This window comes from Sulfurospirillum sp. MES (assembly GCF_000789415.1).
Classification (GTDB): domain Bacteria; phylum Campylobacterota; class Campylobacteria; order Campylobacterales; family Sulfurospirillaceae; genus Sulfurospirillum; species Sulfurospirillum cavolei.
Window position 1 is genome coordinate 273283 of the sequence record NZ_JSEC01000001.1, and the last position, 14462, is coordinate 287744.

Annotated in this window: 17 protein-coding genes; 15 read left to right on the forward strand and 2 right to left on the reverse strand. The window is 44.1% G+C overall.

Going from position 1 to position 14462, the window contains the following annotated elements; genetic code table 11:
- The first annotated feature begins 356 nt into the window (after positions 1 to 356).
- The 15 genes from aroQ (at position 357) to OA34_RS01485 (ending at position 13171) form a co-directional block, all read left to right on the forward strand.
- Entirely contained in the window at positions 357 to 836 is a 480-nt protein-coding gene (aroQ, locus tag OA34_RS01415; RefSeq protein ID WP_039672049.1) for a type II 3-dehydroquinate dehydratase, read from the forward strand.
- Entirely contained in the window at positions 837 to 1862 is a 1026-nt protein-coding gene (locus OA34_RS01420) for a M24 family metallopeptidase (protein WP_039672050.1), read from the forward strand.
- Positions 1859 to 2326, forward strand: coding sequence for a 2-amino-4-hydroxy-6-hydroxymethyldihydropteridine diphosphokinase (gene folK / locus OA34_RS01425; RefSeq protein WP_039672051.1), 468 nt, complete (start codon positions 1859 to 1861; stop codon positions 2324 to 2326). The genes OA34_RS01420 and folK overlap by 4 nt, the downstream gene beginning before the upstream one ends.
- Positions 2327 to 2329: 3 nt before the next feature.
- Entirely contained in the window at positions 2330 to 3607 is a 1278-nt protein-coding gene (flhF, locus tag OA34_RS01430) for a flagellar biosynthesis GTPase FlhF (protein WP_039672052.1), read from the forward strand.
- Complete coding sequence (locus OA34_RS01435) at positions 3588 to 4463, forward strand: MinD/ParA family protein (protein ID WP_039672053.1); 876 nt, start codon at positions 3588 to 3590, stop codon at positions 4461 to 4463. The genes flhF and OA34_RS01435 overlap by 20 nt, the downstream gene beginning before the upstream one ends.
- 22 nt (positions 4464 to 4485) lie before the next feature.
- A complete protein-coding gene (locus OA34_RS01440; protein ID WP_039672054.1) occupies positions 4486 to 4854 on the forward strand; it encodes a hypothetical protein in 369 nt (122 codons plus the stop codon).
- A complete protein-coding gene (locus OA34_RS01445; RefSeq protein WP_039672055.1) occupies positions 4826 to 5539 on the forward strand; it encodes an RNA polymerase sigma factor FliA in 714 nt (237 codons plus the stop codon). Before OA34_RS01440 ends, OA34_RS01445 begins: the two co-directional genes overlap by 29 nt.
- Complete coding sequence (gene fliM / locus OA34_RS01450) at positions 5532 to 6587, forward strand: flagellar motor switch protein FliM (protein WP_039672056.1); 1056 nt, start codon at positions 5532 to 5534, stop codon at positions 6585 to 6587. The genes OA34_RS01445 and fliM overlap by 8 nt, the downstream gene beginning before the upstream one ends.
- Before the next feature lie 15 nt (positions 6588 to 6602).
- Positions 6603 to 7475, forward strand: a complete 873-nt coding sequence (gene fliY / locus OA34_RS01455) for a flagellar motor switch protein FliY (RefSeq protein ID WP_039672057.1) — start codon at positions 6603 to 6605, stop codon at positions 7473 to 7475.
- A 10-nt stretch (positions 7476 to 7485) separates the two neighbouring features.
- Positions 7486 to 8220, forward strand: a complete 735-nt coding sequence (locus OA34_RS01460) for an LOG family protein (protein ID WP_039672451.1) — start codon at positions 7486 to 7488, stop codon at positions 8218 to 8220.
- A 2-nt stretch (positions 8221 to 8222) separates the two neighbouring features.
- The gene (locus OA34_RS01465; RefSeq protein ID WP_254376791.1) at positions 8223 to 9914 is read left to right on the forward strand and encodes a hypothetical protein; all 1692 of its coding nucleotides are present in this window, start codon (positions 8223 to 8225) and stop codon (positions 9912 to 9914) included.
- 21 nt (positions 9915 to 9935) lie between these two features.
- Positions 9936 to 10865, forward strand: a complete 930-nt coding sequence (locus tag OA34_RS01470; protein WP_039672059.1) for a glycosyltransferase family 2 protein — start codon at positions 9936 to 9938, stop codon at positions 10863 to 10865.
- Positions 10862 to 11551 (forward strand): WbqC family protein, encoded by a 690-nt coding sequence (locus OA34_RS01475; RefSeq protein ID WP_039672061.1) that lies wholly within the window; start codon positions 10862 to 10864, stop codon positions 11549 to 11551. The genes OA34_RS01470 and OA34_RS01475 overlap by 4 nt, the downstream gene beginning before the upstream one ends.
- A 124-nt stretch (positions 11552 to 11675) precedes the next feature.
- Positions 11676 to 12809: a dTDP-4-amino-4,6-dideoxygalactose transaminase gene (gene rffA, locus OA34_RS01480; RefSeq protein WP_039672062.1), complete on the forward strand. Its 1134-nt coding sequence runs from the start codon at positions 11676 to 11678 to the stop codon at positions 12807 to 12809.
- A complete protein-coding gene (locus tag OA34_RS01485; RefSeq protein WP_039672063.1) occupies positions 12809 to 13171 on the forward strand; it encodes an EamA family transporter in 363 nt (120 codons plus the stop codon). The genes rffA and OA34_RS01485 overlap by 1 nt, the downstream gene beginning before the upstream one ends.
- Before the next feature lie 27 nt (positions 13172 to 13198).
- Here OA34_RS01485 and OA34_RS01490 read toward each other — a convergent pair whose 3' ends face one another.
- Both OA34_RS01490 and OA34_RS01495 read right to left on the reverse strand, forming a co-directional pair.
- The gene (locus OA34_RS01490; RefSeq protein ID WP_039672064.1) at positions 13199 to 13495 is read right to left on the reverse strand and encodes an EF-hand domain-containing protein; all 297 of its coding nucleotides are present in this window, start codon (positions 13493 to 13495) and stop codon (positions 13199 to 13201) included.
- The gene (locus OA34_RS01495; protein WP_039672065.1) at positions 13492 to 14319 is read right to left on the reverse strand and encodes a DUF4405 domain-containing protein; all 828 of its coding nucleotides are present in this window, start codon (positions 14317 to 14319) and stop codon (positions 13492 to 13494) included. The genes OA34_RS01490 and OA34_RS01495 overlap by 4 nt, the downstream gene beginning before the upstream one ends.
- Between the last annotated feature and the right edge of the window lie 143 nt (positions 14320 to 14462).

Sequence of the window (14462 nt, forward strand, 5' to 3'; positions counted from 1 at the left end):
TTCCTTTATGTTCTTCCAAAGAAGAGTATTCAACTTCCTACAAAATACCTTTTCGTAAGAAAAAGCACCGAAGGGTGCGCGGGCATTGCGCCGAGCAAAACCCAGTGTTAACGTAGCTTTTAGAGCTTAGCTCTAAAGGCGTGACAAAGATAAAAAAGCACCGAAGGGTGCGCGGGCATTGCGTCTGGCAAAACCCAGTGTTAACGTAGCTTTTCACGGAAACTTCGTTTTAGAGCTTAGCTCTAAAGGCGTGTTCTGCGTTCTTTTGCGTTGAGTGAAATGCGAATAAAATCGCGTAATTGTATCCTAAACTAACCGCTGATATAATAAGAACAAATTTTTAATAAAGGTTATTCATGAAAATAGTCGTGATTCAAGGTCCTAATCTCAATATGCTCGGTTACCGCGAACCAAACGTTTACGGTGCGATGAAATTAGAAGAAATTCATACGCAAATGGAAGCGGTCGCCAAACAAAATAATTTTGAGATCGAATTTTTTCAATCCAACTTGGAAGGCGAAATCGTCGATAAGATCCAAGAGTGTTTGGGCGATGCCGACGGTATCATCATCAATCCGGCGGCGTATACGCACACCTCTATCGCGATTCGCGATGCGATCAGTGCGGTTTCGCTTCCCGCGATCGAAGTGCATATCAGCAATATCTACCGTAGAGAAGAGTTTCGTCAAAAAAGTATGACTGCAGCGGTTTGTACGGGACAAATCAGCGGTTTTGGACCTTTTGGCTATCACCTTGCCATGATCTCAATGATGCAAATGTTAGGCGAACTCGACGCGCTTCGCAAAGCGCAAGCCGCCGGACAAGCCAAAGCGTAAATGAATTATATCCTCAAAGACGAAAACGCACAGTATTTCGAATGCGGTTTTTCGTGCGATAATGCGATTTTTCTGAAACTCGGCAGTGAAGCGTTTTTCATTACCGATGCACGTTATACGACCGAAGCAACGCAGGCGATTCAAAATGCCGAGGTTGTTTTAGGCGACAGACGCGATTTGTTGAAAACGGTTCGTCTGTTGGTACGAAAAAGCGGCATTTCACGTTTGGTTTACAATCCAAGCGAGTGGAGCGTGGACGCTTATGAGCGTCTTAGCTCCACATTGAACGTCCATTTTCAACGAAAAGCCAATTTCTCGCAAGAAAAACGTATCGTGAAAAGCGAAGCCGAGTTGGCGCTTTTAAAACAAGCGGCACGGTACGGCAAAGAGGCGTTTGCGCGCTTTGGGGAGTTTTTAAAAACGCATGAAGGACTCGATGAAAAACGTGCCTTTTTCGAAGCCGAAGCGATTTTTAAAAACGAGGGTGCGTTGGGGCTGAGTTTCGATCCGATCGTTGCATTCGGCGAAAATGCCGCCAAACCGCATGCGCTTCCTACCGGTAAGCGTTTAGAACACGGCGAACTCGTGTTGCTCGATGCGGGCGTAAAATACCGACGCTACTGTTCCGATCGTACGCGTACGAGCTATTTTAACGAACATTTCGGCTTTGAAAAAGAGCAACGTTTCAACGATGCACGCCGACAAAAAGTGTACGATACCGTCTTGTTTGCCCAAGAAGCCGCACTTAAGGCGGTACGTGCGGGCATTCAAGCCAAAGAGATCGACAAAGCCGCGCGCGACGTTATCGAAAAAGCGGGCTTTGGAGCGTATTTCGTGCATTCTACGGGGCACGGCGTGGGATTGGACATTCACGAACTGCCCGTGATCGGAGCACGTTCCTCCTCGATCATCGAAGAAAATATGGTATTTACGATCGAGCCGGGGATTTATTTGCCCGGAGAGTTTGGCGTGCGTATCGAAGATACGATCGTCGTACGAGCAAACGGCGCTGAGGTTCTGGGGTGAAATTAGAAAAAATCCGTTTTTTTCCGATGCGTTCGTCTTTGCCCAAACGGTTTAAATACGAAGCATTGATCGGTATCGGAGGCAATGAGGGAGATGTTAAAAAACGTTTTCGCAACCTCTATCGGTTTTTTATAAACGATCCGCGCTTGCGTATCCAAGAGAGTTCGCCCGTTTTGCAAAATCCGCCTTTTGGCTATTACGAACAAAACGATTTTCACAATGCGGTAATGCTCGTAGAGACTTCTTTACATGTTAAAGCGTTGCTTACGATGCTTTTACATGTAGAGAAACGATTTAAACGCGTGAGACGCTTTAAAAATGGACCAAGAACGCTTGATTTGGATATAATATTTTTCGATCGTCTTCGACGCAACGATTCACGGTTGACGCTCCCGCATCCTCGATGGAGCGAACGTTTATCGGTCGTCGTTCCGCTTTTTATGCTAAAACGTTTCAAAGGATAATGGGTGAAATTTCATACGTTTAGCGGTGAAACACCGGCAGAAGCACTCAAACTCGCTCAACGTGAGTGCGGCGAGAATGCTTTAGTCATCAGCACCAAACAACTGCGCAAAAAGACGATTAGTACGAGCGCACTTTACGAAGTGGTGGTCGCGGTGGACGAAGAACAGCTTCCAGTGCAAAAGTCAGAACCTAAGATCGAGTCAAAATACAAAAGCGGCGAGGACGTATTGTTGAGCCTCTCCGAGGCGGCGAAACAGATTTCTCAAATCGCCCAAGCAACGGGCGATACGGGAAGTTTCGGTAGTGCTTCCAAAGCCGTCGATAAAGCTCAAAATATCGAAAGCATCGGCGAAATTAAAAGTGAGATTACTAAACTTGCCGATAAAATCAAGTTGATTCAAGAGATGTTTTGGGAAGAAAAAGCGCACCATCGCAATCATTTGGCGATTCCCTCCGAGTTTGCCGAAATTTATAAACTTGCCAAAACCAGCGGCATGGGCGAAGATCATCTTGAAAATATTATGAATTTGACGTTGGAACATATGCCCAGTCGTATGAAAAACAGTTCCGAGACGATTAAACGCTATTTTCAAGTTTTGCTTCGCAAATTGATTCCCGTACGTATGGAAACCGAGCTTCCCAAAGGAAGCAAGCGCATTATGATGTTCGTCGGACCTACTGGCGTGGGAAAGACGACAACGATCGCCAAGTTGGCGGCGCGCTATTCGTATATTCAGGAAAAACGCGCCAAAGTCGGCATTATAACGCTTGATACCTATCGAATCGGAGCGGTGGAACAGCTTTTTCAATACGCTAAAATGATGCGCTTGCCGATCGAAGACGTGGTAGAACCGAACGATTTTAACCAAGCGCTTTCGTCGCTCAGCCATTGCGACGTCATTTTGATCGATACGGTCGGAAGTTCGCAGTACGATAAAGAAAAATTAATGAAGCTCAACACGTTTCTTCAAAAAAGCGATCTTCAAATCGACGTCAATTTAGTGCTTTCCGCGGGAAGCAAGCTCGAAGACCTCAAAGAGATTTATCATAACTTCTCCTTTTTAACGATCGACACGCTTATTTTTACCAAATTCGACGAAACCAAAGTTTTTGGAACGATTTTTTCTTTGATCTACGATATCGACAAGCCCGTGAGTTACTTTTCGATCGGGCAAGAGGTTCCGGACGATATCGTTCCCGCCTCCAGCGATTTTTTAGTCGAGTGTATTTTAGACGGTTTTGAGAAAAAAAGAGGTGAACATGCAAACGCAAGCAAATAAACTTCAAGAGCTCGTCGGTGCGGCATCGAACGGCGAGGCGGCAAGCCGCACGAAATTTATCGCGATCACGAGCGGTAAAGGAGGCGTAGGTAAAAGCACTATCAGCGCCAATATGGCAAATATTTTAGCCAATAACGGTTATAAAGTCGGGCTTTTCGACGCCGACATCGGTCTTGCGAATTTGGACGTTATTTTAAACGTGCGTATCGATAAAAATATCTTACATGTACTCAAAGGCGAATGCTCTTTAAACGACGTCATCGTTCCGATTAAAAAGAATCTTATCTTGATTCCCGGAGAAAGCGGTGACGAGATTCTGAAGTATTCCGAACAGTTTTTATTCGAACGTTTTTTGGAAGAGACAAAAGTGCTTGATGATTTGGATTTTATGATTATCGACACGGGAGCGGGTATCGGAGAGCATATTCAGCTTTTTCTTGAAGCCGCCGACGAAGTCATCGTCGTAACCGTCCCCGATCCTGCCGCGATTACCGACGCGTACGCGACGATTAAAATTACGAGTAAAACCCAATCGTATATTCATCTGATTTTAAATATGGTTAAGAGCGAAAAAGAGGCGCAACTCGTTTTTGATAAGATTAATAAAGTCGCTCAAGCCAATATCGGCAACGGATTAAAACTAAATCTGATCGGAAAACTCCCCGAAGATAAAATCGTCTCAAAGAGCATTAAACAACGCACGCTGTTTACCAACGACGCACCCAATTCGTTGGCGTCTTTGGATATGAAGCGTATCGTCAATAATCTGGTGTATAAATTGGAACGAAAAGTGCTTCAAAGTGATACGAATAAAAGCTTCGGAAGCTTCTTTAAGCGTATTATAGAGCAATTTTAGATACATTTCACAAAGGTTGGGCATGGTCAAATCAGACAATTTTATCTATTTTTTTACCGTGTGCGGGTTTTTTATCGGTTTGGCGTTTTCAATTTTAAATTTTAGCGAACCCGAGGAGATGCTCTTTTACACCTTGGAGATTACGCTGACGTTTTATTTGATTATTCATGTTGCCATTATGAATTTCTTTGATTTTGATCGATTGAGCACCTATATTTTTAATAAAAAAGATCATGAAGAGATCGGGGATTATTTTATCCATGAGCTTGAGGACAGGGAAAAAATTATGGATAATTTATTAAGCGGTATCGATTTGATGAACCAACAGTATGAAAAGCTCGTGAAAGGCTCAACGGAGAGTCATGAATCCTACGTTAAAAAAGCAGCCTAACCCGTACAGTCAAAATTTAAAAAAAGAGCAAGACGAGCTTGTTTTGCAGTACCTTCCCGCGGTCAGAGCGATGGCGTATCGCTTAAGGGAACGCCTGCCTTCTTCAGTGGACGTGAACGATTTGATTTCGATCGGCACCGAAGAGATGATTAAACTTTCGCGTCGTTACGATAAAGAGCAAAACGACTCCTTTTGGGGCTACGGAAAAAAACGCGTTTACGGAGCGATGCTCGATTTTTTACGCTCTTTGGATACGATGAGCCGTTCTAACCGACGTTTGATTAAACTGGTCGATCAAGAAATTACCGCTTATTTAGGCGAGCACGGCGAAGAACCCGACGATGCTTATTTGGCAAAGATCTTAAACGAAGACATCGAAAAAATCGCCGAAGCGCGCAACAGTGCCATGATTGTTTCGGTCATGTCGCTGAATGAACAAATCACGGTACTTTCCGGTGAAGATACGGCGCAAAAAGTCGAAAAAGACCAGCTTTTAGAGATGGTTCACGCTATTTTATCGACGTTTGGCGAACGAGAGCAGATGATTATTCAACTGTACTATTTTGAAGAACTCAATTTAAAAGAGATTAGCGAAATATTGGAGATCAGCGAGTCGAGAATTTCTCAGATTCATAAGAAGCTTTTAGCGAAGATTAAAGAACGGTTGGGACTATACCATGGCTGATATTTTAAGTCAAGAAGAGATCGACGCCCTTTTAGAAGTTGTCGAGGAAGACGGCGATTCGCTGATTAGTGAAGGCGATACCGGCGAGACGAAACAAGTCATTCTTTACGACTTTAAACGTCCAAACCGCGTTTCAAAAGAACAATTACGCGCGGTGAAAGGTATTCACGACAAAATGGCGAGAAACTTGGCATCGCAGATTTCGTCTATTATGCGAAGTATCGTCGAAATCCAACTTCATTCGGTGGATCAGATGACCTACGGCGAATTTTTGATGTCGCTCCCGAGTCCGACGAGTTTTAACGTTTTTTCGATTAAACCGCTTGACGGCAATTGTATTATCGAGATTAACCCTTCCATCGCATTTCCTATGATCGATCGATTGCTCGGAGGCATGGGCGAAGCGTATGAGGCGACCAGAGAGCTTACCGATATCGAACTCAATCTTTTGGATGCGATTTTACGCATTATCATGCAACGTTTGAAAGAGGGTTGGGCTCCGATTACCGACATGTACCCTACCGTCGAAACCAAAGAGTCCAGTCCCAACGTCGTACAGATCGTTTCGCAAAACGAAATCGTCATTATGGTCGTTATGGAAATTATCATCGGTAACTCCAGCGGTATGATCAACCTTTGTTATCCCGTTATTTACCTTGAACCGATTTTATCGCGTTTAGCAAACCGCGATATTATGCTCGGCGAAACGAGTGCCAAAAAGAGCCGCAACAAAGAGCTCAATACCTTGATTTCGCGTGCGGAAGTCTTTAACGAGGCGATTATCGGCAGAGCGGAACTAAGCGTCGGAGAACTTTTGGATCTTAAAAAAGGCGATATTATCCGTCTCGATCGCGCCGCAGACGATAAGGCGATCGTTATGATCGATAAAAAAGAGCTTTTCTTAGCCGAAATCGGCTTGCACCGTTTTCGAAAATCGATTAAAATCGAAGAGTTGGTTCGTACCGATAAAGACGAAATTAAAAGCGCGCTTGAAGAGTTGGAACAGATCCGCAAATCAAAAATATCGTCGTTTGAAACGCAAATATAGGCATAGGGGAAAAACGTGAATACAACATTCGTACAGTTATTGGAGCAAGAGATCGTATCGACGATCGAAGGACTTACCGGCGTTGCCCCTACGGTTGAACTCAATAAAGAAGAAAACGGCGAAAGCAAATTAAAATTGAGTCCGCCTTTAGCAAAGCTCGATGTCACGGTTGGCGGTCAAGTTCACGGACAGATGCGCGTGACCGTTGCGACTTCGATTGCTACGGCTATCGGCGATATGATGCTCGGCGGAGAAGGAAACGAAAAGGAGGAGATGGACGCAGAAGACCTCGATGCGATTAAAGAGATCGTCTCGAATATCTTAAGTGCGTTTTCACGCTCTTTGGGCAGTCAAAAAAATATGCCTAAAATTGAGTTTGAAATCGATAACGTCGAGTATATCGACGCCACGGGAGAAGTCGATTTTAAAGCGTTTGAAAAACTGTTTATCTACCACTTGGCAATTCACCATTCGCATGATGTCATCTCTTTTGCGATTACGCACGAGTTGGCACCGCTCATCGGCGAGACGGTCACCGTTCCCAAAGAAAGTCCGAGCGTCTCCTTATTCGAAGAAGCTCCCACACCCGAAATGAAACGCTCCTCGGGAGGAATGACGCAAGAAGAGCTGAATAATATCGAGTTGATTAAAGACGTTAAGCTCCCGATTCGCGTGCGTATCGGCTCAAAGAAGATGTTGCTCAAAGACGTCTTAAGCATGGACATCGGATCGGTCATCGAGCTGGATCAATTGGCGAACGATCCTCTGGAAATTTTGGTCGGGGATAAGCTGATCGCTATGGGCGAAGTCGTGATCGTCGACGGTAACTTCGGTGTTCAAATCGGAGAAATCGGCACGAAGCGCGAACGCTTGGAAAAATTACGATAAGCGTAGCATGATGAAAATACCTTCCCATATTAAAGATACCGAACACTCTAACGAGTGGAGCGTGCTTCGCATTATGTCCGATTTTGTTAAAGGGTTTGACGAATTACAGGATTTAGGACCTTCGGTGACGTTTTTCGGCAGTGCAAGGTTTCATCCCGATCATCATTACTATCAAGAAGCTTATGCCCTTGCTCATCGCCTCGGGAAAAAAGGGTACACGATCGTGACCGGCGGATCGCACGGTATTATGGAAGCGGCGAACAAAGGTGCGTTCGATGCTAAATCGGCACAATCGATCGGGCTCAATATCAATCTCCCGCATGAGCAATCGGGCAATCGGTATACGACCAAACATCTAAGTTTCGACTATTTTTTTGTGCGGAAAGTGATGTTAATTAAATATTCACTTTCGTATGTTATCTTTCCGGGCGGATTTGGAACGCTGGATGAGCTTTTTGAAGCTTTGACGTTGACGCAAACGGGGAAAATTACGCAGATCAGTATCTTTTTGTACGGCAAAAGTTATTGGGAAAAATTGTATGATTTTATTAAAACGACGATGGTCGAAAACCGTGTGATTCGAGAGGAAGACGTGAATTTAATTACGCTAACCGATGATTTTGACGAAATCGTCAAACAAATCGACGAACGCTTGATCGTGTATACGAACGCTCTCAAAGCCGAAGGCTTGGAAGAGAGTCGCTATTATAAAAAAGCGATTGAACATTTATCGAACCAAGAATAACGATGCCTCCACACAAACTCTGTTATAAAACGCTTTTGAAAAAAAACCTCCCTTTTTTGGGTGCATTGTTGCTCTTAGGCTTTACGCTTTACGAAATTAGCTTTTATATTTTTAAAACCTATCGCGCTTTTTTCAATTCCGATGCCGCAATCGCCAATATCTTGGCCGAAGAGATCGTGCAGGCCGAGAGCTTTTTCCCGAGTCATTGGTGGTACGTCAATAATGATTTATGGGTTTTCTACAAGCAGCTTTTAGTCATTCCTTGGGTACTTGCAGGTAAAAACGGCTATTTTGCCCATGCGTTTACCGTTTTTGAAGTTAGCGTTTTTATGATCGTTTTTATTTACCTCTTTTTGCGTTCGCTGATGCTCTCGCGAGCGTCCAGCGTGATGGGAGGAGTAGTCGTCAGCATCGGCTATTCACCGATGTATTTACGCGAACTTTACGGCGAAGCGGCGTACACGTGGTATTTTATTTTTATGATCGCATTTATGTTTATTTTCCGAAAATTGAGCCCGCATGTCATTAGCAAGCGGACGCAAATTAAAGCGTTTATTGCCTTTATGATCTTGCTGTATCTGTTGGTTCTTGCCAATCCGATACGCTTTTTCGTCTATTACATCACGCCGTTTTTCGGTGCGTTAGCCCTTTTAGTCTATTTTGCACGCGACAGTCTTCGTACGTTTAAAGGAGCGATGTTGCGTATGCTTTCGATCAAGCGCATCGCAATTTCTATTTTCGCCTGTGCCGTAATGACGGGAGCGACGATTACCCATTTTACGCTTTTGGAGAGTTTACATTTTGCGGGAGGCGCAAATAACGCGCCTTTAGTGCCTTTGGAGGATTTGCCGGTTCACGCCGCGCATGCTTTATTGGGGTTGTGGAATTTTATCGGTTCGGAGTGGGGAACGAATGTCCGAGCTTCTTCGCTTGAGGGCATCGTCTCGTTGGCAAAATTTGTTCTCTTCCCGTTTGTGCTTGTCATTCCGGCATTGCACATCAAAAAAGCGTTTTACCAAATGAGCTCGACCGAGCGACTTTTCGTTTTGTTTTCTTACGTCGGTTTTGCGTTGCTTTTGGTGCTTTACTCTACGACGGCATTGCATGAACACGCATGGGCGGCACGCAACAACATACGGTATCTTTCGCCTTTTATTATGATGGTGCTCATTTGTAACGTTATTATGTGGCGCTTTTTTTCGCTTTTTATGAAACTGATTTTAAGCGTCAGCCTTACGATTGCTCTAGGCGTTTCATGGCAGTATGTTTCGCCCAAAGAGTGGCGCGGCATTGTGGATGAGCGCATCGCTTTGGTGGAAGAGCTCAAAAGCAGAGGGTTGCATTTTGGCTACGCCGAGTATTGGGATTCGCATATTTATACCGTTTTTAGCGACGGCGAGGTCGATATTCGTCCGATAGACTTTGACGAAAAAGAGGGCATGAAACTGGTTAAATGGCTCTCAAGCGACAGATGGTACCAAAAAGATACGACCGACGGTAAAGTCTTTTTTATGGTTATCCCCGAAGATATAGACGACATGTACCGAGCGATACGCGATTTTAATATGCCCGATCCGCTGGAACAATTTACGCTGGGCAAATATACCTTTTTTGTTTTCGAAAAAAATCCGCTTTACGTGAAGCGAACTAAAGCGGAAGCTAGGAAGAAAAAGCGTATAATGACGGCTCCTTAATCCCTGCTATAAAGGTTACATGTGGAGTCTGTAAAAATCAGCGTTGTTTCCCCTATTTACGGATGTAAAGAGTGTTTGTTCGAGTTATACGATCGCTTGGTGAAGACCGTAAGTCCTATCAGCGACAATTTTGAAATTATCTTTGTCAACGATGCCTGTCCTCAAGGTTCGTGGGAGCGTATCGTGATGCTATGCGCTAGGGACGAACGCGTTAAGGGCATTAATCTTTCACGCAACTTCGGACAGCATTACGCAATTACCGCCGGACTCGATCATGCTAAAGGCGAATGGGTCGTCGTGATGGATTGCGATTTACAAGATCGTCCCGAAGAAATTAGCAAGCTTTACAACAAAGTCGTCGAAGGGTACGATATTGTTTTTGCCAGACGTACAGAGCGCAAAGACGGCTGGTTTAAGCGTTTCGGCTCATACGCGTTTAACCGCATATTAGAGTATTTTACCGATACCAAGCACGATAACAGTATCGCTAATTTCGGTATTTATGCGAGAAAAGTGGTGGAAACGATCAATCGCTACCGTGAACACAGTCGCGACTTTTTGCTTTTTGCCCAAATGGTCGGGTTTAAAAAAACCGAGATCGACATCGATCATGCTGCACGTGCTTACGGAAAATCGTCCTATAGCCTCAAAAAATTAATTCATCTTGCGATCGATTCGATTATTTCGCATTCTAATAAACCGTTAAGGCTTTCGATTCAACTGGGATTTTTGATTGCTTTTGCCAGTTTGCTTTATGCGGGATGGTTGGTCATTCGCTACTTTTTCTACCACACACCGGCTGAAGGTTGGACGAGTTTGATGGTGTCGATGTTTTTTATGTTTGGACTTTTGTTTGCCATTATCGGCATTACGGGGCTTTACATCGGCAAGATTTTTGACGAGGTCAAACGCCGACCGCTTTATATTATTCAAGAAACGATCAATTTATGAAAAAAATCGCTATTTTACAATCGAATTATATCCCGTGGAAAGGGTATTTCGATATTATCGGCAGCGTAGACGAGTTTGTTTTGTACGATGATATGCAGTACACTAAAAACGACTGGCGCAATCGCAACAAAATTAAGACGAAAAACGGGCTTCAATGGCTCAGTATTCCGGTGCGTCAGGAGAGTTTGCACCAAAAGATCAATGAGACAAAAATCACCGATGCCAAATGGAACGTGAACCATTGGCGAAGCATCGCGCAAAGTTATGCCAAAGCGCCTTATTTTAAAGCGTACAAAGAGTCCTTTGAAGCGTTGTATAGGAATGCGACGATGGAGACGATTAGCGAGATCAATCGTCATTTTATCGATGCGATCTGCGCAATGCTAGAGATCAAAACGGTGATTCGTGATTCTAGAGAGTTTGTCTTGGCTGAAGGAAAAAGCGAGCGGCTTTTGGCGTTATGTCAAGAGTTAGGTGCCACGACCTATCTGAGTGGTCCTGCGGCAAAAGATTATTTGGATGAATCCATTTTTGTGGAAGCAGGAATAGCGGTTGAATGGATGGATTACAGTGGGTACGCTGAGTACCGTCAACTGTTTCCACCGTTTGAACATGGTGTGAGTGTGATCGATCTCATCTTCAATGAAGGCGAAAATGCCAAAAATTTTCTTAAAAGTAGTCACTAAAGCACCAAAGGTGCGCGGGCTTTCCGCCGAGGAAAACTCAGCGTTAGCGTAGCTTGAGAAGCTTTGCTTTGAAAGCGTGTACAGAGTTGCAAAAACTCTCTAAAACTTATTCAAGAGTAAACAAATGATCCATTTCAATAAACCTCCACGAACAGGCAATGAAGACAAATATGTCCTAGAGGCGATGAACAGCCTTAAAATTTCGGGTGATGGCCCCTTTGGCAAACGCACACAACAATGGTTTGAAGAGCGTTACAAATGTGCTAAAACGCTTTTAACCCCCTCTTGTACACACGCACTTGAAATGGCGGCGTTACTTTTGGAGATCAAAGAGGGCGATGAGGTCATTATGCCCAGTTACACCTTTGTGAGCACGGCTGATGCTTTTGCCTTGCGTGGGGCGAAAATCGTTTTTGTCGATATCCGACCTGAGACGATGAACATCGATGAGCGCTTGATTGAAGCGGCGATTACACCGAAAACCAAAGTGATCGTGCCCGTGCATTACGCAGGGGTAGGATGCAATATGGATGTCATCATGGATATTGCAAAGCGTCACAATCTGTTTGTTGTTGAAGATGCGGCGCAAGGGTTTGAAGCTACCTACAAAGGAAAGCCTCTTGGAACCATTGGACATTTGGGTGCGTTTAGTTTTCATGAAACGAAAAACGTCACCAGTGGCGGCGAAGGTGGACTTTTACTGATTAACGATGAGCGTTTTTCCCACCGTGCTGAGATTATTCGCGAAAAAGGAACGAACCGTAGCCAATTTTTCAGAGGTATGGTCGATAAATACGGCTGGATGGACATCGGAAGCAGTTACCTTCCCAGTGAACTTCAAGCCGCGTACCTTTGGGGGAATTTAGAAGAGGTGGATGTGATTCAAAACCACCGTTTGAATGCGTGGAAAGCGTATTACACAATGCTAGAACCATTAGCGAAAAAAGGGCTAATCGAGCTTCCGTTTATTCCTGAGGGGTGTGTGCATAATGCGCATATGTTCTACTTTAAAGTGAAAGATTTGGAAACACGAACAGCTTTACTCGAGCAGTTTAAAACACACAATATCGGCGCTGTTTTTCACTATATTCCATTGCACAGTGCTCCAGCAGGGCTTAAATTTGGACGCATGTTTGGTGAAGATCTTTACACGACCAAAGAGAGTGAGCGATTGATTCGTTTACCCCTTTATTATGGCATTACCAACGAAGAGATCGAAACGGTGTGCGATGTCTTAAAACAATGGAGTGCATGCTAATGGCGCATTTATACATTTTTGGAACAATTTTTTTCACCGTTTACGGACAGCTTGTTATCAAATGGCGCATTCCTTTTCACGGGCATTTGCCCGATGCATCGGTTGAAAAGTTGATTTTTTTATTGAAACTTTTTTTAGATCCGTTTATTTTAAGTGGCTTTATCTCCGCATTTGTCGCCTCGTTGTGCTGGATGGCGGCGATGACTAAGTTTGAACTGAGCTACGCTTATCCGTTTATGGGACTCACCTTTGTCGTGGTGTTTGTCTCTTCTGTCTTTTTATTTAGCGAGAGTGTGACACTGTATAAAATTCTCGGGCTTGCATTGATCGTGCTGGGTATTTTTATTTCCAGTCGAGGGTAAACAAGAGGCGTAAAGACGCCTCTTGCGTTAATTACGTCTGTTTTTAAGCCGTTCCAACTGTTTTTGACGAAACTCGTCTTTGGTTACTTTTCCGTCGTGATTGATATCAAAATAAGCAAAATCGGGAGCATCCGCCGCATTTTTCATGCCTCCGCCCGCTTGGGCTCTTGCACTCATACGTTGCGCTTTTGCCGCATCAAATTCTTCTTGATTGAGTGTTCCGTCTTTGTTGGTATCGAAATCGTCAAAGCTCATCGGTCCTCGCGTCGTATCGGCGGCTAAGAGTAAAGAGGCAAAGGCGCATAGCCATAAAAAACGTTTCATTGGGAATCCTTTTCTAGCGTTTTAAGTTGCTCTAAGAGCATCATAGGTTTTGTATTGAGTGCGTCCGAAATCTCTTTGAGTGTCGATGTCTCACGTGCGTCAAATCCTTTTTCGCGAAGAAAAACAAGAGCACGCGGTAGCGAAAATCCTTGGCGTTTGGAAGCCTCCTCAAGGCTTAATCGACCGTATCCGCCGCCTTCTTGTAACGATGACGAAGCAGGTTTTTGTTTTGCCATCAAGCCGAACATTTGTGCGGGCGAGTAACCGTTTGATTGTGCAATATCGATAATACGTTTGGAAGGATCGACGGCTATAAGCTGTGCATCGGTTAAGGTTTGCACCAGCTGGGAAAGCGGTGTGCCGGTACGCATCGCAAACTCTTCTAGGCTTGAAAGTTCGGCATGACCGTAAGGTGCTTTTGAATCCGCTTTTTGCTCCCAAGAGTTCTTAAGCTGATCGGAAAAGTCCAAAAAGGCATCGAAAGGTTGCCAAAAATAGAGCGTTCCGACCCAAAAGAAAAGATTGAACGCCAATGCTAGTAACAACTCTTTATTGAAAAACGAAAACGTTGATGCTTTCGTTTTAAGGTAACTCAGTAACGCCGGCACGTTCAGGTATATATGCACGATCGAGCCTATTAAAAAAAGAATCATAAAGCTTACATGTAGGTTCGTGTATTGCGTTTTATCTAAGCCTAAAAGATGCCAATCCGTCCAGTAAGCGACACGGCCTTTGGGTGCGATAAAAAGTAAAATTCCCGTATAGCTCATGGCTAGAAACGAAAAAGCGATGCAAAAAGAGATTAAACGGCGTAAACGAATCATAAAAGACTCCGATTAGGATAATTAGAGAAAGTTTTACAACAACTCTTTTGAAAGTATGGCATGAAAGTGTTAAGCAAATGTTAATGCGGCAAAATTTAATCTTAACGCTTTCTTAAGTCCCTTTGAGATAGAATAAAACACTT